The sequence below is a fragment of the Janthinobacterium sp. PC23-8 genome (genome assembly GCF_002250505.1).
In the GTDB taxonomy this organism is placed as follows: domain Bacteria; phylum Pseudomonadota; class Gammaproteobacteria; order Burkholderiales; family Burkholderiaceae_D; genus Janthinobacterium.
The window spans coordinates 2844251-2865135 of sequence record NZ_NJGY01000001.1 but is presented as its reverse complement, the minus strand read 5'-3'; the positions used below and the strand labels follow the sequence as shown (position 1 = coordinate 2865135).

General features: G+C 61.5%; 20 protein-coding genes and 1 riboswitch. Of the genes, 10 read left to right on the top strand and 10 right to left on the bottom strand.

The features are described 5' to 3' along the window. Positions 1-65: 65 nt before the first annotated feature. The 5 genes from CD932_RS12290 to CD932_RS12270 all read right to left on the bottom strand — a co-directional run bounded on the left by CD932_RS12290 (position 66) and on the right by CD932_RS12270 (position 5650). The gene (locus CD932_RS12290; RefSeq protein ID WP_094442898.1) at positions 66-1406 is read right to left on the bottom strand and encodes a HipA domain-containing protein; all 1341 of its coding nucleotides are present in this window, start codon (positions 1404-1406) and stop codon (positions 66-68) included. Continuing rightward, complete coding sequence (locus tag CD932_RS12285; protein WP_254926564.1) at positions 1399-1593, bottom strand: hypothetical protein; 195 nt, start codon at positions 1591-1593, stop codon at positions 1399-1401. The genes CD932_RS12290 and CD932_RS12285 overlap by 8 nt, the downstream gene beginning before the upstream one ends. A 250-nt stretch (positions 1594-1843) precedes the next feature. After that, positions 1844-2947 (bottom strand): multifunctional CCA tRNA nucleotidyl transferase/2'3'-cyclic phosphodiesterase/2'nucleotidase/phosphatase, encoded by a 1104-nt coding sequence (locus CD932_RS12280; RefSeq protein WP_094442896.1) that lies wholly within the window; start codon positions 2945-2947, stop codon positions 1844-1846. 17 nt (positions 2948-2964) lie between these two features. Beyond that, complete coding sequence (locus tag CD932_RS12275; protein WP_094442895.1) at positions 2965-3681, bottom strand: glutathione S-transferase family protein; 717 nt, start codon at positions 3679-3681, stop codon at positions 2965-2967. Between the two features lie 22 nt (positions 3682-3703). Further along, on the bottom strand, positions 3704-5650 hold the full coding sequence (locus CD932_RS12270) for a lytic transglycosylase domain-containing protein (RefSeq protein ID WP_176460940.1): 1947 nt from the start codon (positions 5648-5650) through the stop codon (positions 3704-3706). Positions 5651-5715: 65 nt separating this feature from the next. On the opposite strand from CD932_RS12270, the gene CD932_RS12265 reads away from it, so the two are divergent. After that, positions 5716-6315 carry a 5-formyltetrahydrofolate cyclo-ligase gene (locus CD932_RS12265; RefSeq protein WP_176460939.1) on the top strand — a complete coding sequence of 200 codons (600 nt, stop codon included), beginning with the start codon at positions 5716-5718 and terminating at the stop codon, positions 6313-6315. Between the two features lie 16 nt (positions 6316-6331). On the opposite strand, the gene metF is transcribed toward CD932_RS12265, so the two are convergent. From metF to metK, 4 genes are all read right to left on the bottom strand, one after another. Beyond that, positions 6332-7162: a methylenetetrahydrofolate reductase [NAD(P)H] gene (gene metF, locus CD932_RS12260; protein ID WP_094442893.1), complete on the bottom strand. Its 831-nt coding sequence runs from the start codon at positions 7160-7162 to the stop codon at positions 6332-6334. Next, entirely contained in the window at positions 7149-7505 is a 357-nt protein-coding gene (locus CD932_RS12255; RefSeq protein WP_094442892.1) for a phage holin family protein, read from the bottom strand. Before CD932_RS12255 ends, metF begins: the two co-directional genes overlap by 14 nt. 80 nt (positions 7506-7585) lie before the next feature. Then, positions 7586-9010, bottom strand: coding sequence for an adenosylhomocysteinase (gene ahcY, locus CD932_RS12250; protein ID WP_094442891.1), 1425 nt, complete (start codon positions 9008-9010; stop codon positions 7586-7588). Between the two features lie 26 nt (positions 9011-9036). Beyond that, positions 9037-9104: riboswitch (S-adenosyl-L-homocysteine riboswitch) on the bottom strand. Between the two features lie 133 nt (positions 9105-9237). Next, complete coding sequence (gene metK / locus CD932_RS12245; protein WP_094442890.1) at positions 9238-10404, bottom strand: methionine adenosyltransferase; 1167 nt, start codon at positions 10402-10404, stop codon at positions 9238-9240. A 185-nt stretch (positions 10405-10589) separates the two neighbouring features. Here metK and CD932_RS12240 point away from each other — a divergent pair, with 185 nt between their 5' ends. Genes CD932_RS12240 through dapF form a run of 3 tightly spaced genes read left to right on the top strand, consistent with a single transcriptional unit; the run spans position 10590 to position 13219 of the window. Then, positions 10590-11459 (top strand): lysophospholipid acyltransferase family protein, encoded by an 870-nt coding sequence (locus tag CD932_RS12240; protein WP_094442889.1) that lies wholly within the window; start codon positions 10590-10592, stop codon positions 11457-11459. Further along, a complete protein-coding gene (locus CD932_RS12235; RefSeq protein ID WP_094442888.1) occupies positions 11456-12331 on the top strand; it encodes a lipid A biosynthesis acyltransferase in 876 nt (291 codons plus the stop codon). Before CD932_RS12240 ends, CD932_RS12235 begins: the two co-directional genes overlap by 4 nt. A gap of 12 nt (positions 12332-12343) precedes the next feature. Next, complete coding sequence (gene dapF, locus CD932_RS12230; RefSeq protein ID WP_094442887.1) at positions 12344-13219, top strand: diaminopimelate epimerase; 876 nt, start codon at positions 12344-12346, stop codon at positions 13217-13219. On the opposite strand, the gene CD932_RS12225 is transcribed toward dapF, so the two are convergent. Further along, positions 13216-14679: an SEL1-like repeat protein gene (locus tag CD932_RS12225; protein WP_094442886.1), complete on the bottom strand. Its 1464-nt coding sequence runs from the start codon at positions 14677-14679 to the stop codon at positions 13216-13218. The two genes, dapF and CD932_RS12225, sit on opposite strands and share 4 nt — an antisense overlap. 443 nt (positions 14680-15122) lie before the next feature. Here CD932_RS12225 and CD932_RS12220 point away from each other — a divergent pair, with 443 nt between their 5' ends. The 6 genes from CD932_RS12220 to hslV all read left to right on the top strand — a co-directional run bounded on the left by CD932_RS12220 (position 15123) and on the right by hslV (position 20860). Next, positions 15123-16214: a porin gene (locus CD932_RS12220; protein ID WP_094442885.1), complete on the top strand. Its 1092-nt coding sequence runs from the start codon at positions 15123-15125 to the stop codon at positions 16212-16214. Positions 16215-16373: 159 nt separating this feature from the next. Beyond that, entirely contained in the window at positions 16374-17045 is a 672-nt protein-coding gene (locus tag CD932_RS12215; RefSeq protein ID WP_094442884.1) for a DUF484 family protein, read from the top strand. A gap of 6 nt (positions 17046-17051) precedes the next feature. Beyond that, entirely contained in the window at positions 17052-17999 is a 948-nt protein-coding gene (locus CD932_RS12210) for a tyrosine recombinase XerC (RefSeq protein WP_094442883.1), read from the top strand. A gap of 137 nt (positions 18000-18136) precedes the next feature. Beyond that, complete coding sequence (locus CD932_RS12205; RefSeq protein ID WP_094442882.1) at positions 18137-19249, top strand: GTP-binding protein; 1113 nt, start codon at positions 18137-18139, stop codon at positions 19247-19249. Between the two features lie 457 nt (positions 19250-19706). Beyond that, positions 19707-20159 (top strand): RNA polymerase-binding protein DksA, encoded by a 453-nt coding sequence (gene dksA / locus CD932_RS12200; RefSeq protein WP_065310217.1) that lies wholly within the window; start codon positions 19707-19709, stop codon positions 20157-20159. Positions 20160-20323: 164 nt separating this feature from the next. Continuing rightward, positions 20324-20860 carry an ATP-dependent protease subunit HslV gene (gene hslV / locus CD932_RS12195; protein ID WP_076565072.1) on the top strand — a complete coding sequence of 179 codons (537 nt, stop codon included), beginning with the start codon at positions 20324-20326 and terminating at the stop codon, positions 20858-20860. The last annotated feature ends 25 nt before the right edge of the window (positions 20861-20885 follow it).

Sequence of the window (20885 nt, the reverse complement as noted above, 5' to 3'; positions counted from 1 at the left end):
TTTTGAACAGATCGGGGCGGGACACTATCAACTCCTGGCGAACACGAGAAACAGACTTCACCTCCTTATTGTACGGAAAGTTTGATTTCCATGTCCTTGATAATCACGCCGACAATGTTACGCGCCGTCCGCATCTCGCTGCCAAAGACAGCCGCCAGTCCAGGTTGCACCTGGAGCAGACGGTGATTCTCCTCTTCGATTTCATGCAGTACCGCTTGCGCTGCTTTGGGTACGCTCTTCAATTGCACATCGAGCAGGCGCTGCGCCGTTGGCTGGGCCAGGCCCAGCTCTTCACCAGCGGCAATGACTGCGGCACGGCTCAGCTGATCGAATCGCTCCAGATCCTGGAATGGCCAGGACAAGGGGAGGTTCGGCCACGCGTCCTTGCCCATTGCCTTGGTGCTATATACCGCCGTCGATAACATGTCATAGTGCGGTGCAAGACGCATACCTGCATGGTCCACTAGGAAAGACAGATTTTTCAAGTGAGCATCATTGTTACCCACTAACAGATTGAAGACAAACCAGTTGTAAAGCCGCAGACGCGTGGCCGCCGGCACGCTGCAAGCATCGGCCAGTTGCCTCAGGCTCTCCATGCTGGCTGCTCTATATTTGTATTGCCGATCCAGGTTGAGCAGCTGGCAAGCGTCGATCGCATGCAGGCGCTCAACGCCTTGCTGCGCCTGGCGGTCAAAGCGAGCGATCAGGTAGACCGGCGCCGGAACATAGTGACGCCACACTTCCGGCACATCCAGTCCCACGCTGCGCGCAAGGCGCATCGCGAATAATTCGTTCATCACGCTGTCGCGGTAGTCGGTATCGCCATGGTTGGGCTTCAGGATATGTGTCGAAGGCGTGGCAGCCACCGGTTCGAACAAAGCAGGGGGCCGATAGATCACCGCAAGCTTATGCTGCGCACCGGCCATCGACATGCGTTTTGGCGCCTCTGCCACTAACGATATGCCTGGTAAATTGTCTATCCGACGTTGTAGCTCGGTATCGGGCAAAGGCCTTTCTTCGCGCTCGCCACCAAACTCGGGGTCAGCAGCACTGCCGAGCGTCAGGGAGCCCGCCGATTCGGCGCCATAGTAGGTGAGTAATGAGAAGGCATCACTGATATCGATATTGGCATCGCGAGCCAGCAAACCACGGGCATTTTCTTCCGGGAGCAAATTGTCGAAGTACCACTGCACGGGACGCATGGAGCTGGTATCCGTATGTGCTTCTTGCCTCAGGGAAAGAGCTGCGCTCAGGGGAAAAGCGGCTGCATTGTCGAGCCAGGCCGGATCGTAGATAAACGACCAGACACCTTCTACGTCCATGAGCCGGCCAACGGCCAGGCCATTGATGCTGGCCAATAAGGTACGTTCTTGCTGCGAAGATCTGATGCGCACTGGACTACTCATCTTTTTTGCTGAGCAGATCCGCATAGGTGCGTCCAACCTCGTCAGGCACATCCGCGTATAAAGTGATCCCCATGCCTTTTAGTACCTGCAATACCTTGTCCAGCCGGGCGCCGGGCGCTCCATTTTCAAGGCGCATCAGGAAGACATCGGAAACACCAATCGCACCAGCGGCGTCATCCTGACGCATTTTTTGTGTTTTCCTGTTCGCCCGTATCAATGAGCCTAGCTCGATGGGCCTACCGATCTTTATGCGCATGCCACACCTCATTATCCTAATACTACTTAGGATAGCTTAGAGAAATGCAATGTACAAGATAAAAACCAAACACTCATTAGGATTTTTATTTAAAACATCTTCCTCTAAAAATATCCTGACAACCATTTGGATTAATACACCCCAAGTATATTTCAGCGATCATCCATACTTGGCCAGGCGCTTAAAAATCCCTGGAACAGACGCGCTGGACAGCGATCACACGTGCCTGATGGACGGCCCGTGGAATCTCGCTTGGCTGATGGGCAAATTTGCCGGCTACCTCACCAGCATTCACGGAGCGCGCAGCATCCAATACAACCTGCAAGTGAACCGCCTGGGGGAAGGAACCCTTTCCAAAACCGTCACATGCGACCGCCTGCAGCATCTGCACAAAGCGCTGCGGCTTGCGCAGGCCGTCGCAGCGCTCGCACAAGCGCACCAGCTCTTCGGCCGGCAAGGTCAGCGCATTATTGATCACACTTTGTTCGCGCGCGGTCATCACGGCCAGTTCGCGGCAGTCGTTGGGCACGCGCAGGCGCTCGCCCAGCGCATTGATCTGTGCGACGGGCACGGCCAGCATCAGCACCGCAAAGCGCACGCACAGCGCCAGCGCGTCGGCAGCGGCCCGGTCGATCACCTGCAACAGGCGATCATTGATGATGAGTTCGGGCAGGATGCGCGCCAGCGCGCCGCAGTCCTGCAACACCGCCAGCATGCGCGACGGCTGCGCTTCCATCAGGCCCTTGGCCACTTCCTGCCAGACGCGCTCGGCCACCAGAGCGTCGACTTCGCCGTTTTTCACCATCGTGCGCATCAATTCCATGGTGGCGGGCGCCACCGTAAAATCGCCAAAGCGGGCCGCAAAGCGGGCCAGGCGCAGCACGCGCACGGGGTCTTCGCCAAAGGCCTCGGACACGTGCCGAAACACCTTGTCATTGATATCGTCGACGCCGCCAAACGGATCGGTGAGCTGGCCGTCCTCGTCGCGGGCAATCGCGTTGATGGTCAGGTCGCGCCGCACCAGGTCGTCTTCCAGCGTGACGTCGGGCGCCGCATGGAACACGAAACCCCGGTAGCCGGGCGCGGTCTTGCGCTCGGTGCGGGCCAGCGCATATTCTTCCTGCGTGATCGGGTGCAGGAAGACCGGGAAATCCTTGCCGACCGGCCGGTACCCCTTGCGCAGCATGTCGTCCGGCGTGGCGCCCACCACCACATGGTCATGGTCCTTGACCGGCAAGCCCAGCAAGGCGTCGCGCACGGCGCCGCCGACCGTATAAATCTTCATCTCAGGCACGGTCGCGATTAATCCGGCAATTCGGCATCGTGTCTGGCCGCCACTTCCGTCTCGGCCAGCGCTTCGGTGATCCAGCGCGCCACGGCCGGGTGCGCCTGCACGCGCTCGCAATAGGCGTTCAGGGCCGGCGCCAGCGATACGCCATAGGTACGAAAACGCATGACGACGGGCGCGAAATACGCGTCGGCAATCGAGAACTCGCCAAACAGGAACTGGTGGTGGCCAAAGCGCGACAAACACTCTTCCCAGATTTCGCTGATGCGGCCGATATCGGCCTGGGCGCCCGGCGTGCGGCCCCGGCCCGGCAGATGCGCCTTGATATGCATGGACATATCGTTGCGCAAGTCGCTAAAGCCCGAATGCATTTCGGCGCAGATGCAACGCGCCATGGCGCGCGCGGCGACATCCTGCGGCCACAGATGTTTATCCGGGAACTGTTCGGCCAGGTATTCGCAAATGGCCAGGCTGTCCCAGACGGTGATCTCGCCGGCCAGCAGCACCGGCACCCGGCCGCAGGCCGAATATTCGGCGATCTTGCTCGACGTATCTTTCTGGTCGAGCAGCACGCGCACTTCCTGGAACGCAATGCCGAAGGCGGTCAGCGCCACCCACGGGCGCATCGACCACGACGAATAATTCTTGTTGCCGATGATAAGGGTCAGGCCTGGCTCGCGGGCGCTGGCCAGGGCTTGCGTGAGGCTGGGATCGAGGACGGTGGTTTGCATGATCGGCTATCAGTCTAAAAGGTTATGGCAAATCTGCGGCAATCGCGCTGTTCTTCGGCCCGACCGTGCCCAGCCGCGCTTTGAGCGACTGTGGGCTTTTCTCGAACAGGGCCGCATAATACGTGGCGTTGGACATCACGTTTTTCACATAGGTGCGCGTTTCCGTAAAGGGGATGATTTCCGCAAACACAGCCCCTTCCAGCGGGCGCGTCATGGTGGCGCGCCAGGTACGCAGCCGGCCCGGACCGGCGTTATAGGCGGCGCTGGCCAGCACTTGCGAGCCGTCCAGTCCCCCCAATACCATGTTCAGGTAGTTGGTGCCCAGCATGACGTTGGTGCGCACATCGCTCAGGGTTTCGGTGACGAAATCGGTCAAACCGATCTTCTTGGCGACATAGCGCGCGGTCGACGGCATTACCTGCATCAGGCCGGAGGCGCCCACATGCGACTGCGCATCCATGATAAAGCGCGATTCCTGGCGGATCAGGCCATACACCCAGGCCTTGTCCAGTCCCAGGCTCTTGGTGGCCGGATGCATCACGTCATCATGCGGCGTCGGGTAGCGCTGCGTGTAGTCCACCTCCAGGCGCGTGCGGTCCGAGGTGTTGACCATGCGGTCGAGCACATTGTTCTGGCGCGCAAATTCGGCGGCCGCCAGGTGCTGGCGATCCGTCATCGAGCGCAATTCCCAGTTCCATTCGCGCGTGCCTTCGAAGCGCAAGCGCATGTTGAAAAATTTCAATGCCCGCTGCAAGCCGGGATTGGCGGCCATGGCGGCGATTTCCGCCGGACTGACCGGCTGGCCCGGCGGCGGCAGGACCAGATGGTTGCCCAGCTCTTCGTTGGCCAGCAAGCCGTAAAAATTCGACTGCTCATTGATGCTGCGGTACAAGGCGGTGGCCTGGGCGTTGGCACGGCCCGGCGTTTCGGCCTGCAGCGCGCGCGCCAGCCAGTAGACCCAGGTCGGGTCCTGGCGCAGCGAGGCCGGCATGGTCTCGATGGTCGATTTCACCAGCGGCCAGTTGCCTTCACGCAGGGCTATGCGCGTCTTCCATTGCATTTGCTCCAGGGTCAACGGTGCGCCATTCGACTTTTGCCAGTAGTCAAACGCGTCAGGCGACAAGGAATACGAGGCCTGCAAGGCCACGTTGGACCAGCCGATCGCCTGTTCCTGGGCCGTCAGTTGGGACAGGTTCTTTTGCAGCGCCGCCACGCCCAGTTTCAAGGTACTGCGCGCCATGCGACCGACCGCCACCAGGTACATTTCATGGTCGGCGCGGCCCGCGCCCGGCCCCTTGGCCAGCACCAGCGCCGGCAGGTCGATCGCCTGCGCCATCTTCGCGTCCGACGCGCCCAGCAGCAGCGCGACGCGGCGCGCCGGGCCGGTAGCGTTGCTCTGGCCGGCCAGGCGGATCTGCGCCCACAAGTCATTGCTGTCGAACTGGCCGCTTTGCGCCAGCGCCGTGATCAGGCTGCCGCACGCTTCGCCATAGCCGGGCGGCGATACCAGCAGGTTGCGCGCCTCGTCCGCCACTTTCTGGCCCTTGGCCACGCGCGACATCAAGGCATAGCATTTCAACTGGGTATCGTCGTCGAGCGCGAATTGCGGATATTGTTCATCGAAAATCACCCAGTTGCGCTGGCGGCCCAGCTCCAGCAGCCAGTCGTTGCGGAAGCGGTCGGCAATCGCGCTGCCCTTGTAGCGCGCCAGGTAATCGCGAAATTGTGCTTCCGTCAGCTGCCGGATGCGCGGTTTGAGCCGATAATAGTCGACATAGGACGGCACCTGGTAATCGGTAAGGCGGCTGGCATAAAAGTCGACCTTCTCGATATCATCCTTGCGCGCAGCGTCGCGCAGCAGCAGGAAAGCGTCATCTTCGCTGCGCGTATCGGGTGCGGCCGGGTTGATTTGGGTGGCGGCCTGGGCAAAAGCTGCCAAGGGGGAGAAGGCGGATGCAACACACAGCATCGTACCGGCAATCCATTTCAGTGGGGAAATCAATGTACGACTCTCAATAGTGACTTGATGGTGATATGAATAGCGACCCTAGAATAACATGCGATCCGGCTAGCTCGCCAGCCATTGCTCTACAGGAAAAGGCCAGCCTGCGCAAAGCCCTGCTGGCCACCCGGCGCGCCCTGCCAGACGCCACCCGCGCGCAGTGGGACGCGGCCATTGCGCAGCGCCTGCTGGACTGCTGTGCAAATGAACATATTACTGCGCTGGCCGTCTACTGGCCCCTGCATGGCGAACCGGACCTGCAGGCCGCCTATGCGGCGCTGGCCGCGCGCGGCGTGGCGCTGGCCCTGCCGGTGGTGCTGGAAAAACAGGCGCCGCTGGCGTTTGCCAGCTGGGTGCCAGGGGAACCCATGGTCAAGGATGGCATGGGCGTGGCCGTGCCCGCCCAGTTGCGTCTGCTGCCGCCGCCGCCGGTGCTGCTGGTGCCCTGCCTCGGTTTCAATGCCGAACGCTACCGGCTCGGCTATGGCGGCGGTTACTACGACCGCACTTTGGAACATGCGCCGCGCCCGCGCACTGTGGGCGTCGCCTATGGCTGCCTGCAAGCATACTTTGCCAGCGGCCCATACGACATCGCCCTCGATCACATCATGACCGAGGGCGATTTGCTCTGAAAAAATCAGAACCGGACTACTTGACCAGCCGCTGCCACAAGGCGGTGGTGGGCGCCGCCTGGTTCATGCTGTAGAAATGCAGGCCCGGTGCGCCGCCTTCGAGCAGGCGTTCGCACAAGCTGGTGACCACGTCCAGGCCAAAGGCCTTGATGGAAGCGCTGTCGTCGCCAAAGCTGGCCAGCTTCAGGCGTACCCAGCGTGGAATTTCCGCGCCGCACATATCGGAAAAGCGCATCAGCTGCGTATAGTTCGTGATCGGCATGATGCCGGCCACGATGGGCACGTTGATGCCGATCTTCTGGGCCTGCTCGACAAACTGGAAATACGCGTCGGCATTGTAGAAGTACTGGGTAATGGCCGCATCGGCGCCGGCCTGCACCTTGCGCGCAAACGCTTGCAGGTCGTCTTGCGGCGAACGCGCCTGCGGATGCACTTCCGGGTAGGCCGCCACTTCGATATGGAAATGGTCGCCCGTCTCGGCGCGGATGAATTCCACCAGTTCGCTGGCGTAACGGAACTCGCCCGAGGCGCCATAGCCACTCGGCAAGTCGCCGCGCAGGGCAACAATACGATTGACGCCAGCGGCCTGGAATTCGCCCAGCACGGCACGGATCGACGCGCGCGAACCGCCGACGCACGACAGGTGCGGTGCGGCTTGTTCGCCGGCCGCCAGGATCTCGCGCACGGTGTCGAGCGTGCCCTGCTGCGTGGTGCCGCCAGCGCCGAAGGTCACCGAAAAATACTTCGGCTGCAATTCGGACAGCCTGGCGCGCGTGGCGCGCAGCTTTTCCGCCCCTTCCGGGGTTTTCGGCGGGAAAAACTCAATACTGAAGTTATGGGTTGCCATCGCTTTTACTCAAAAGTAAGGTCGACAAGGCCCAGGAAATGATGCTGTACAGAATGGCGCCACCCACGGCCGACCAAAAACTGGCGACATGAAAGCCTGCAACCATCTGCGCGACCAGCCAGAACAGGAAGCCGTTGATGATCAGGATAAACAAGCCCAGCGACAGGAACGTCACGGGCAGGGTCAGCAGGACCAGCAAGGGACGGATCAGGGCGTTGACCAGCCCCAGCAAGGCGGCCGCAAGCAGCGCGGTCCAGCCGCTGCTCATGCTGACCGAGTGCATCAGGTAGGGAACGGCAAACAGGGCTGCCGCGTTGATCAACCAAATCAGGAGCAAGCGCATTTCTCTGGCCTGTCAAAAAGAAGAGTCAGGCCGGCGCCAGGCGCCGGCCCCGGGAGGGTGATGTACAGCCCGCCTATCGATTAATAACGATAATGTTCCGGCTTGTATGGACCCTCTTGGCGCACGCCGATGTAGTCGGCTTGCTCCTGGGTCAGTTCGGTCAGCTGCGCATTCAACTTTTTGAGTTGCAGGCGCGCAACTTTTTCATCGAGGTGTTTCGGCAGCGTATACACGCCGACCGGGTAGCTGGCCGTGTTGGCGTACAGTTCGATCTGGGCGATCGTCTGGTTGGCAAACGACGAGCTCATCACGTACGACGGGTGACCGGTACCGCAACCGAGGTTGACCAGGCGGCCTTCGGCCAGCAGGATGATGCGGCGGCCCGACGGGAAGATGATATGGTCGACTTGCGGCTTGATATTTTCCCACTCATATTGCTTGAGCGAGGCAACGTCGATTTCATTGTCGAAGTGACCAATGTTGCAGACGATGGCCTGGTCTTTCATGCGCGTCAGGTGATCGTGCGTCAGGATATGGTAGTTGCCGGTGCAGGTGACAAAAATGTCGCCATGTTCGCAAGCGTAATCCATGGTCACCACGCGGTAGCCTTCCATTGCCGCCTGCAGCGCGCAGATCGGATCGACTTCCGTCACCCACACTTGCGCCGACAGCGCGCGCATGGCCTGGGCCGAACCCTTGCCGACGTCACCATAACCGGCGATCACGGCAACTTTGCCGGCGATCATCACGTCGGTGGCGCGCTTGATGCCGTCGACCAGCGATTCGCGGCAGCCATACAGGTTGTCGAATTTCGACTTCGTGACGGAATCGTTGACGTTGATGGCAGGGAAAGCCAGCTTGCCTTCCTTGTGCATCTGGTACAGGCGGTGCACGCCGGTGGTGGTTTCTTCGGTCACGCCGAGGATTTCCGGCAGGCGCTTCGAGTACCAGTGTGGATCGACCAGCAGGCGCTGCTTGATCGAGTTGTACAGGCACACTTCTTCGTCCGAAGTCGGCTTGGCCAGCACCGACAGGTCGCTTTCGGCACGCACGCCCAGGTGCAGCAGCAAGGTGGCGTCGCCGCCATCGTCGAGGATCATGTTCGAGTAGACCGCCTTGCCGTCAACCGAAGGCCACTCGAAGATGCGGTGCGTGTATTCCCAGTAGTCGTCCAGCGACTCGCCCTTGACGGCGAACACCGGCGTGCCGGCGGCGGCGATGGCGGCGGCGGCATGGTCTTGCGTGGAATAGATGTTGCACGAAGCCCAGCGCACTTGCGCACCCAGTGCTTCCAGCGTCTGGATCAGCACGGCGGTCTGGATGGTCATGTGGATGGAACCGGTAATGCGCGCGCCTTTCAACGGTTGCGCTTGCGCAAATTCTTCGCGGATGGCCATCAGGCCAGGCATTTCCGTTTCAGCAATCTTGATTTCTTTGTTGCCCCATGCGGCCAAGGTGATATCGGCGATGGTGTAGTCGTGTTGCGATTTGAGTACGGCGTTCATCACGCCCTCCTTTCAGTTGTGAAAAAGGTACGTGAGCGCAGTTGCAGGATATTCCGAGCCTGGCGAATTTCTTCGTCGCAACGCTCCTCGGACGCCGGATTTTAACATTGTCAAGGCCGGCGCGCCAATCAAATTCGCCATGTTTGCCAGCTTTCAAGGTCCAGCGCACCATGAAAAAAGCGCCCGCAGCCTTGCGGCCGGGGCGCTCGTTGATCAGGCTGGCAAGATTACTTCAGGCCGGCCGCATCGCGCAGCAGGGCGACCTTGTCGGTGCGCTCCCAGGTGAATTCCGGCTCTTCGCGGCCGAAGTGGCCGTAGGCGGCGCTCTTCTGGTAGATCGGACGCAACAGGTCCAGCATCTGCACGATGCCTTTCGGACGCAGATCGAAGTGCGCCAGCACCAGCTTGGCGATTTCCGTGTCGGCAATCACGCCCGTGCCTTCGGTGTAGACGGTGATGTTGATCGGCTTGGCCACGCCGATGGCGTAGCTGACCTGCACCTGGCACTGGCGCGCCAGGCCGGCGGCGACGATGTTTTTCGCCACGTAGCGGGCGGCGTAGGCGGCCGAACGGTCGACCTTGGACGGGTCCTTGCCGGAGAACGCGCCGCCGCCGTGCGGCGCTGCGCCACCGTAGGTATCGACGATGATCTTGCGGCCGGTCAGGCCGCAATCGCCTTGCGGGCCGCCGATGACGAAACGGCCGGTCGGGTTGACGAGGAAGATGGTGTCGTTCAGCCATTCGCGTGGCAAGACCGGCTTGATGATCTCTTCGATTACCGCTTCCTTGATTTGCGCATGCGTCATTTCCGGCGCATGCTGGGTCGACAGCACCACCGTGTGCACGCCGACCGGGCGGCCATCGACATAGCGCAAGGTCACTTGCGATTTAGCATCCGGGCGCAGCCATGGCAGGCGGCCATCCTTGCGCAGCTGCGACTGGCGCTCGACCAGGCGGTGCGCGTAGTGGATGGCGGCCGGCATCAGCTCGGCCGTTTCATCGCAGGCGTAGCCGAACATCAGGCCCTGGTCGCCGGCACCCTGATCGAGATCGATGCCCGCGCCTTCATCGACGCCTTGCGCGATGTCGGGCGACTGCTTGTCATAGGCCACCAGGACGGCGCAACCCTTGTAGTCGATGCCGTACTCGGTATTGTCGTAACCGATGCGTTTGATGGTCTCGCGCGCAACTTGAATATAATCCACATTGGCGTGGGTAGTAATTTCACCAGCCAGTACCACCAGGCCGGTGTTGCACAGCGTTTCGGCGGCCACGCGGGCGTTCGGGTCTTCGGTCAGGATGGCGTCGAGAATGGCGTCGGAAATTTGATCGGCAACCTTGTCGGGGTGGCCTTCCGAAACGGATTCGGAGGTGAAGAGATAATCGTTGGACATGCAGGCTCCTGTTTACTAGGTGAATGTTCTGTCGCAGTAAAGAGGATTTGCCTGCGACGCTTTAGCGATATTTATATTCCGCTTCGCAAGTTGTCTATTAACTCAGCGGATACTACACGTGGTATTTTACGCTTCTTAAAAAATTTTGGCAGTGCAACACGCCATACTTTAGAAACAGATCATTCATGCTCGTCCCCATCTTCCGCTTTTTGTCCCGCTTTCCCCTGCCCTTCCTGCATGCGCTTGGCGCTGCGATGGGCTGGGTCATTTATGCCATTTCACCGTCGTATCGGCGCCGCATGCGCGAGAACATGGCAGGTGCGGGGTTTTCGCAACACTTGCATGCGGCCGTGGCCGAAGCGGGCAAGAGCGTGCTGGAATTGCCCTTTATCTGGTGTGCGCCAGCCGAGCGCGTGGCGCGCCATGCGACGGTGGAAAACTGGCAGCTGGTCGAACAAGCGCTGGCGCATGGCCGCGGCATCGTCTTCCTGACGCCGCACCTGGGCTGCTTCGAGATCGTCGCCCAGCAGATCGCGCTGCGCACGGCGCTGACCGTGATGTACCGCCCGCCCAAGCGCGCCGCCCTGAAACCGTTGATCGAAGGCGCGCGCGCGCGTGAAAACCTGATGCTGGCGCCAGCCAATATGTCGGGCGTGCGCATCTTTGCCAAATGCCTGAAAAAGGGCCAGCCGATCGGCCTGCTGCCCGACCAGGTGCCGCAGGAAGGCGAAGGCGTGTGGGCCGAGTTCTTTGGCCGCCCCGCCTACACCATGACCCTGCCGGCCAAGCTGGCGCAGATGGGCGGCGCCGAAGTCATCATCACCTATGCCGAGCGATTGCCGGGCGGACGCGGCTACCGCGTGCATTTCGTGCCGTTTACCGGCTCGCTCGACGGCAGCTCGGCCGAACAGGCGCGCACCATCAATGCCGCCATGGAGCAACTGATCGCGCGCAGCCCGGCGCAATACCTGTGGAGCTACAACCGCTACAAGGTGCCGCGCGGCGCACCGCCGCCGACACCAGCGGCTGCGGCTGCGGATGGAGCGCAAGCATGAAGGTGCTGCTCGGCTTGATGTGGCTGCTGCACTGGCTGCCCCTGCCCGTCCTCGGCCGCTTCGGCGCCGGCATCGGCAATATATTGTTTCTCGTGATGGGGCCGCGGCGCGAAATCGCCCTGACCAACTTGCGCCTGTGCATGCCGGAACTGACGGAACAGCAGCGCCGCACCCTGGCGCGCCAGCATTTCCAGGCCTATTCGCGCAGCGTGTGGGAGCGCAGCATTTTGTGGTGGGCCTCGGAGGCGCGCCTGAACCGGCTCATCAAAAAGGTGCCGGCGTTTCCCGGCCAGCAGATCGCCGACAAACCGACCATTTTGCTGTGTCCGCATTTTGTCTGCCTGGATGTGGCCGGCGCCGCCACAGCGATGGAAATCGAAGCGTCGTCCATGTACGTGCAGCAAAAAAATGCCGTGTTCGACCAGGCGCTGCGCAATGGCCGCTCGCGCTTCAAGCCATCGCGCCTGTTTACACGCCAGGACGGCATCAAGACGATACTGCGCGCGCTGCGCGACGGCCTGCCCTATTTCATGCTGCCGGACATGGATTTCGGCGAGAAAGACGCCGAGTTCGTGCCGTTCTTCGGCGTGCCGGCCGCCACGCTGACGGCCACGGCGCGCCTGGCAATGGCGGCGCGCGCCCAGGTCATTCCCGTGATCGCCACGTTTTTACCCAACTACCAGGGCTGGCAGGTCACCTATTACCCGGCCTGGGATGACTATCCGGGCGATGACGTCACGGCCGCCACGCGCCGCATGAACGAATTCATCGAGGAAAGAGTGCGCGAAGCGCCGGCCGAGTACTTCTGGACACACAAGCGCTTCAAGACGCGCCCGCAAGGCCAAGCCTCGTTCTACAACCAGCCCAAATAAACCAAAGACAGCATGAAACTGAAATTTACCAAGATGCACGGCGCCGGCAATGACTTTATCGTCATCGACGCCATCAGCCAACAGATCGATTTCACGCCGCAACAGTGGCAGCGCCTGGCCGACCGCCGTTTCGGCATCGGCGCCGACCAGATCCTGGTGGTGGAAGCGGCGCGCCTGCCCGGCTGCGATTTCCGCTACCGCATCTATAACAACGATGGCGGCGAAGTCGAGCAGTGCGGCAACGGCGCGCGCGCCTTTGTCAAATTCGTCAGCGAAAAAGGCCTGTCCCAAAAGAGCAGCATCAGCGTCGAAACCATGGCCGGCGTGATCGCGCCGCGCCTGGAGCTCGACGGCAGCATCACGGTTGACATGGGCGCGCCGGTGCTCGAACCGGCGCTGGTGCCGTTCGACGCCAGCGGCATCGAAGGCGTGCACCAGGGCCGCGATACGGTCTGGCCGCTGGACCTTGCCTTGCCGGGGCAAGCGGCGACGGTGCTGGTGTCGGTGGTGTCGATGGGCAACCCGCACGCGGTACAGGTGGTGGCCGATGTGGAGGCGGAAAACCTCGGCCTCTCGGGCCCGCTGATCGAACACCATGCGCGCTTTCCGCGCCGCGTCAACGCCGGCTACATGCAGGTCGTCGACCGCCATCACGTGAAGCTGCGCGTCCATGAGCGGGGCGCCGGCGAAACCCTGGCCTGCGGCACCGGCGCCTGCGCCGCCGCCGTGGCCGGCATCCTGCGCGGCCTGCTCGACTCCCCCGTGCGCATCAGCGCGCGCGGCGGCGAACTGTCGATCGCCTGGCAGGGACCGGGCCAGCCGGTGCTGATGACAGGGCCGGCAGTCACCGTGTTCGAAGGCGAGATCGATATCCCCACCGAGGTTTAAGCGGCCAGGAACGCCTGTTCCTGCGGCGCGTCCAGTTCCGCCAGATAGCACTTCAGGCGGTACAGGCGTTGCCGGTAATTGCCCTCCTGGCCGCCCAGGCCGCAATCGATGCGCTCGAAGGCGCGCAGCACCTGGTCGAGCACCTGGCGTTCCTGCGCCGAACCGATCAGCACCAGGCGCCGCTTGCCGCGGCCATGCGTGGCGCTGATATCGATCAGCAGGCAATGCCCCTGGTCGGCCGCATGCACATCGAGCAGCAGCGCTTCGGCGCGCGTCAGGTGAAAACAGCGCGCCAGCGCCAGCCTTCCTGCCAGCAGGGGCTGGCCCAGCTCGAGTTCACGCTGCAGCGCGGCATTGTGGGCCCTGGCAAACTGGCCCCAGTCGCCGGGCTCGGCGCGCGGCGCGATTTTCGCCAGCACCGCCCCGGCCTCGCCGCTGCCTTGCGCCTGAGCCTGCAGCAGCCAGTAGGCAGCGCGCACGTCGTTGTTGACGCCTTCGCGGCGGTTGCGCCAGGCATGCATGCCGCATTCGAGCTGGGCCGCGCCATGGCCGAGATCGGCAGCACGTTCCAGGCAGCAATGCGCTTCGACCACATTACGCTGGGAAAATTCAGGTTTGGTATAGATACGCGACAGCACGAACCAGGCTTCGGCCAGACCCTGCTCGCCGGCCTGTGTCAGCCAGCGCACGGCGCGCTTGAAATTGGCAGCGCCATTGCGCGCGGCCAGCTTGCGGCCATGCGCATCCATGCGCGCATAACCGAGGCCCAGTTCCAGCTGCGCGGCGCGGTCGCCGCCATGCGCGGCCAGCTCGTAGCACTGCCAGCTCTCGGTGCCGCCGGTGGGCGCCAGTGCCCGGGCGCAGCGCGACAACAGCAGCACCTGCCGCGGCGTCAAGGCGACACTGCCCACGCCGTTGGCGGCGTGGCGCTGTAACAATTCCCGGGCCAGCGGCATCGCATGCGTGAGGAACCCGGCCTGGTCGCCAGACAGCCAGGCCTGCTCCAGCCAGGCATCGCCGCCGCGCTGCGCCACCTGGTCCCGCGCGCCATCCTGATGCGACAACAGCCAGAGCGCGTCAGGCAACCCGGCCCGGGCCGCCGCTTCCAGCCCCAGCCTGGCCTTGGCGCGTACCGCCTCGCCATGGTTGGCGCAGTCGGCCAGCACCAGCTGCGCCAGCACCAGGCCAGCCTGCGCCAGGCCGGCGTCAAACGCCTGTTCATAATAAGGGATCAACGCCTTGGCCGCCGCTTGCGCCAGCTCGAACGGCACATGCGTGCCGATCAGCAAGCACGCTTCCTCGCTGCCTTCCTGCGCCGCGCGCGCCAGCCAGTGCAAGGCCGTCGGCACGCTTTTCGGCACGCCATGGCCAAACAGATACACGCGTCCCAGCGCCAGCTGGCAAGCAATATCGCCCGCCCGCGCTCCCTTGATCAATCCTAAAATTTCGCGATTTGCCATCGATTCTCTATAGTGAGTCAATGATTCTAATAATCTGCCGTCTCCTGTTTGTCACGGCACTCAAAGTGCTCGAAAACACTGTCATACCGTGCAAACTGTTACATAGTGTAACGTCGATACAGACGAAATTCGCCACAGATAAATGGAAAATTGATTAAACGCAATACTTTATTTGCTGACAATGCAAGCGGACGGCGTCCAAGGTGGCGCGGCAAGAGGGAAGCACCGCGCGCACCGACCGTTGCGGGAAAAACCTGGCGTTACGGAAATACAACAACACAAGCTGCTTGTTGGGGTTTTCACCAATCTTTTCATCCACATTTGACCAATCCCACACGTGCGCCGCGCCGAACACTTAAGGTTGACGCATCGAAACGCGACATTCTGCGCCTTTCACTCTGCTCGGATCTCTGACGGAAACTACTTTAACTAGGGAAAAAGACATGAAAAAATCACTCGTTGCCCTCGCACTGTTCGGCGCCTTCGCCGCTACCGCGCAAGCACAATCGTCGGTTCAAATCTACGGCACCATCGATGCCGGCCTGGGCAAGACGACTGGTTCCACCACCGCCGTCACCAAGCGCGACAACAACAAGCTGGGCTTCAAGGGCACGGAAGATCTGGGCAATGGCCTGAAAGCTATTTTCCAACTGGAAATCCGCTATGAATCCGACACCGGCACACTGGAAAATAATGCGCGCCCACTGTTCCAGGGTCAAAGCCGCGTCGGCCTGCAAGGCGATTTCGGTACCGTGCGCCTGGGCCGTGGCCTGACCGCTTTCCAGGAAACGAGCACCGCGTTTGAACCATGGTCCGGCATGCCGACCCGCGCTGGTTTCCAGACCGATATCACGGTCGCCGGCTATACCAGTGATCCGTTGAGCCCGGCAGGCAATTCGCAGAACCGTTTCTCGAACGCCGTGTTCTATAACTCGCCAGTGTTCAGCGGCTTCCAGTTCAACGCCACCGTGGCGGCCAAGGAAGCGAACAGCAACGCTGCCGTAGCTGCCACTGTGCGCAACGCGATCAGCAATCCGAACGGCAACTTTGCTGTGGCAGGCAACGTCGCGCCAGCATCGAACCCTTACTCGATGTCGCTCACCTATAACTACGGCCAGTTCGCCGCCATGGGCGCCTACGAGCGCAATGGCCTGCAAGCCAAGCTGTGGTCGGTTGCAGCATCGTTCAACGTGGCGCCGGAACTGAAATTGATGGCGTCGTACCAGCACCAGGACGACGGCAACTTCAAGATCGTCAATACCGATACCAAGGCATGGCTGTTGGGCATGAACTACGATGTCGGCCCGGGCAAGATCCGCGCCGGTTACGGTCAAAAAACGCCAGACGGCGTGGTCAAGACCAAGCAGGCATCGCTGGGCTATGACTACAATCTGTCGAAACGCACCTACGTCTACGCTGATATTTCAAATAAAAAACTTGCCGACTACTCGGCCGTTGGCGGCGTCTATACAGGCAACTATAATGTTTCGCGCACCGACAATTACATCGGCATCGGCTTGCATCACAACTTCTGATGACCTGAGTCGCCGAGCCTGACCGGCGGCAGGCACATGGAAGACGAAGCGGCATGGGCAACCATGCCGCTTTTTTCATGGCCGCACACGGTTCAATCGTATTACGGCGCGCTGTCGGTTAAAATCAGGCGTTTTTCTTTACACTGATTGCATCCATCAATGACCGTCCCACTCGACTCAAGCACCGTCGCCCAATATCTGAGCGAGCATCCGCACTTTTTCGAAGAACATACCAGCCTGCTCGGTGAAGTCAAGCTGAGCAGCCCGATCACGGGACGCACCATCTCGCTGCAGGAGCGGCAGATGGAAGTGATGCGCGACAAGTACAAGGCGCTCGAGCTGCGCATGTCCAACCTTGGCCGCGTGGCCCAGGAAAACGGCGCCATCGCCAACAAGTTCCATGGCTGGAACCAGGCCATGCTGCAGGTACGCGACGACGGCGCCATGCCGCGCGTGCTGGTCGAGGCCCTGCAAAGCCATTTCGACGTGCCCCATGCCAGCCTGCGGCTGTGGCAGCTGGCGCCCGAATTTGCGGACGCCTGGTATGCCCAGGACGTGACGGCCGATGTGCGCATGTTCGCCAACAGCCTGCAAACCCCGTATTGCGGCAGCAACCGCGATTTCGAAGCCGTGCACTGGCTGCAATCGGAGCAGATCGCGTCGACCGTGATGATCGCCTTGCGTGCGCCCGGCACCAGCAGCACCTTCGGCTTGCTGGTGCTCGGTTCGCCCGACAGCGAACGCTTCACCTCCGGCATGGGCCTGGACTTCCTGGTGCATATCGGCGCCACCGCCAGCGCGGCACTGGCCGCCTTGCGCGCGGCGGCGTAAACCACCATGAGCGTGGCGCGCGCCAAGGCCGAGTCGATAGCCGCCTGGCTGGCGCAACTGGCAACGCAGCGCAAGCTGTCGCCGCACAGCGTGGCCGCCTACGGGCGCGACCTGCATGAATTGCTGGTCCTGAGCGGCGATATCGCCTGGCATGCGCTGGCGCACAATGAGGTGCGCCGCTACACGTCGAAACTGCACGCGGGCGGCCTGGCGCCACGCTCGATCGCCCGCAAGCTGTCGGCCTGGCGCGGCTTTTTCGACTGGCTGGCCGGCGAGACGGCGCTGGCCGCCAACCCCGTCGACGGCATCCGCGCGCCGAAACGCGCGAAAACCTTGCCGAAAGCGCTGTCGGTCGATGATTGCGTGCGCCTGGTGGCGCCGGCGCCGCACCAGGAAGGCAAGACGGAGCTTGACGAACTGTGCAGCCGCGCCATGTTCGAACTGCTGTATTCGAGCGGCTTGCGCGTGTCCGAACTGACCAGCCTGGACACCCATTATCACCAGGCCGACGGCGCCCAGCGCGCCTCGCTGGGCTGGATCGACATGGCCAGCTTCGACGTGGTGGTCACCGGCAAGGGCAACAAGATGCGCAGGGTGCCGGTTGGCAAGGCGGCGCTGGTCGCCCTGTCGGCCTGGCTGGCCGTGCGCCCGCCGCCGCAAGATGGCAGCGCGGCGCTGTTTCTGAGCCGCCGCGGCACGCGCATCTCGCCGCGCGTGCTGCAGCTGCGCCTGAAAGCCCATGCGCTGGCCACCGGCATTCCCGCCAATGTGCATCCGCACATGCTGCGCCACTCGTTTGCCTCGCATGTGCTGCAATCGTCGGGCGACCTGCGCGCGGTGCAGGAAATGCTGGGACACTCCAGCATCACCTCGACCCAGGTATACACGGCGCTCGACTTCCAGCATCTGTCAGCGGTCTACGACAAAACGCATCCGCGCGCCAAGGTCAAATAAGGGCGCCGCCAGTTTGCTGGTGTGATCCATATCAAGCCGATTCCGGCGCATTTGCAAGCATTTGTAAAATTCCGGCATAATCGCCCGGATACGCCCGCTGCTGGCGGCAACACCGACTCACCGCACAGGTACTCTACATGGCAATGATCCCCGCTACCATCCTCACCGGCTTCTTGGGCGCCGGCAAAACCACTTTGTTGAATCGCATCTTGCAGGAAGACCACGGCATGCGCATCGCCGTGATCGAAAATGAATTTGGCCAGGAAAACATCGACAATGAAATCCTGGTGCAGGACAGTCGCGAACAGATCATTGAAATGAACAACGGCTGCATCTGCTGCACCGTGCGCGGCGACCTGATCGTGGCGCTGACGGCGCTGGCGCAAAAGCGCGATGCCGGCACCTTGTCGTTCGACCGCGTCGTCATCGAAACGACGGGCCTGGCCAATCCGGGCCCGGTGGCGCAAACCTTTTTTGTCGACGAAGAAGTGGGCAGCCACTACATGCTCGACGCCATCATCACCGTGGTCGATGCGCGCCATGCCATGCAGCAACTCGACGACTACGAGGAAGCCCAGCGCCAGGTGGGTTTTGCCGACAAGCTGTTGCTGTCGAAGACCGACCTGGTCAGTGAAGACGAGCTGGACACCCTGAGCCGCCGCCTGAAACGCATCAATCCGCGCGCGCCGATCGGTAAAGTCGATTTCGGCCGTGCACCGCTTGCCGAAGTGCTCGACATCCGCGGCTTCAACCTGAACGAAAAGCTGGAACTGGACCCGGATTTCCTGGCCACCGAGAGCGCGCACGTGCATGACCACGACCATCAGCACGACCATGCACACGAGCATGCACACGAGCATGGTGATGCGCACGAGCACAGCGACGCCTGCGCCACCGACTGCGGCCATGCCGACCACCATCACGCCCACCATAGCGACGATATCGCCGCCTTTGTATTCAAAAGCACGCAGCCCTTCGACAGCGCCAAGCTCGACGAGTTTCTCGGTGGCCTGGTACAGGTCTATGGTCCGCGCATGTTGCGCTACAAGGGGGTATTGCTGATGCAGGGCGCCGAGCGCAAGGTGGTATTCCAGGGCGTGCACCAACTGATGGGCAGCGACCTGGGCGCCAAATGGGGCGAGGATGAGGTGCGCGGCAGCAAAATGGTGTTTATTGGTAAAAATCTACCGAAAGACATTTTTATTCGCGGACTCGAACAGTGTTTGGTATACACTAGCCGGGTTTTGTGATTTACCCATTGCAAACAGGAAAGGGAAAGTCAAGCATGCTTTCCCGCCGTCCGCAGGCAAACTTGCCAGAATAAGTCCCGATGAGGCGACAGATGATCGCTCAAGCAACAAATCGGGATGGCAATATACGGCAAAGCGTGCCAAAATCAGCGACGAAAACGGCCCCTGTCGTGAGCCTGTCATGAAAGGCTGGCAAACTGCCGATGGCCGCAGCCAGGCATGCAAGCGATCCACCCAATACGCCCGTCAACGCGCTGAGAGCGAGACTGGCATAAAGCGGTAAAAAATTATCAACATGGCATCGCGAACGGACGGCAGTCCGGGCCTGTGCCGGCAAGCCAAGGTCGCAAGCAGTATATCCGGACAGCAATGCCCAGCGGAACCTGTACAGTTGCTCGGCATCGCCGCGTCAACTGATCAATTTGAAAACTCTGTCGTATCGAAGGTAAGCGAAGTCATGACCAAAACTAATAAATCGACCCCGGCCGCCAATCAGGACATCCCCGTCATCAGCGAAGAAGCGATTCGCGCCATGAGCGAGGATGACTACATGAACCCGGCACAACTGGCATTCTTCAAGGCGCGCTTGCAACAGCTGGAAAAAGAGCTGCTGAAAAACGCCGGCGAAACCACCGAACACCTGCGCGAAACCGTGCTCGTACCCGATCCGGCCGACCGCGCCACCATCGAGGAAGAGCATGCGCTGGAACTGCGCACGCGCGACCGCGAACGCAAACTGCTGAAAAAAGTACAGCAATCGATCGCCAGCATCGACGCCGGCGACTATGGCTGGTGCGAAGAGACGGGCGAGCCGATCGGCATTCCGCGCCTGATCGCGCGTCCGACCGCCACCCTGTCGCTGGAAGCGCAGCAACGGCGCGAACTGAAACAGAAACTGTACGGCGACTGATTTTCGAGGGTCCCGATGCCATAAAAAGCATGTCGCTGCGGCCACATGCTTTTTTTTCGTCCGCAGGCGGGCGTTTTCCGTATCGCTTGCAATTGCCTGTACCGTCCCCACCTCCAAGCCATCACGGCGCAATCGCCGACTCGGCACGACACTTTGAGGGCACTATGGAACAATTTCACGGCACCACCATCCTCTGCGTACGGCGCGGCAAACAAGTGGCCCTCGGCGGCGACGGCCAGGTCACCCTGGGCAATATCGTCATGAAGGGCACGGCCCGCAAGGTGCGCAAGCTGTACCAGGGCAAGGTCCTGGTCGGCTTTGCCGGCGGCACCGCCGACGCCTTCACCCTGCTCGACCGCTTCGAAGGCAAGCTGGAAAAACACCAGGGCAACCTGCTGCGCGCGTCGGTGGAGCTGGCCAAGGACTGGCGCACCGACCGCGTGCTGCGCCGCCTGGAGGCGATGCTGCTGGTGGCCGACAGCGAATCGACCCTGGTCATCACCGGCAATGGCGACGTGCTGGAACCGGAAGACGGCATCGGCGCCATCGGCTCGGGCGGCACCTACGCCCAGTCGGCCGCCAAGGCGCTGCAGGAAAACACCGACCTGTCGCCGGCTGAAGTAGTCAGGAAATCGCTGACCATCGCCGCCGAGCTGTGCATCTATACCAACATGTCGCACATTATCGAAACTTTAGACTAAGCGCGCCTGAGCAAAGAAAGAAAGC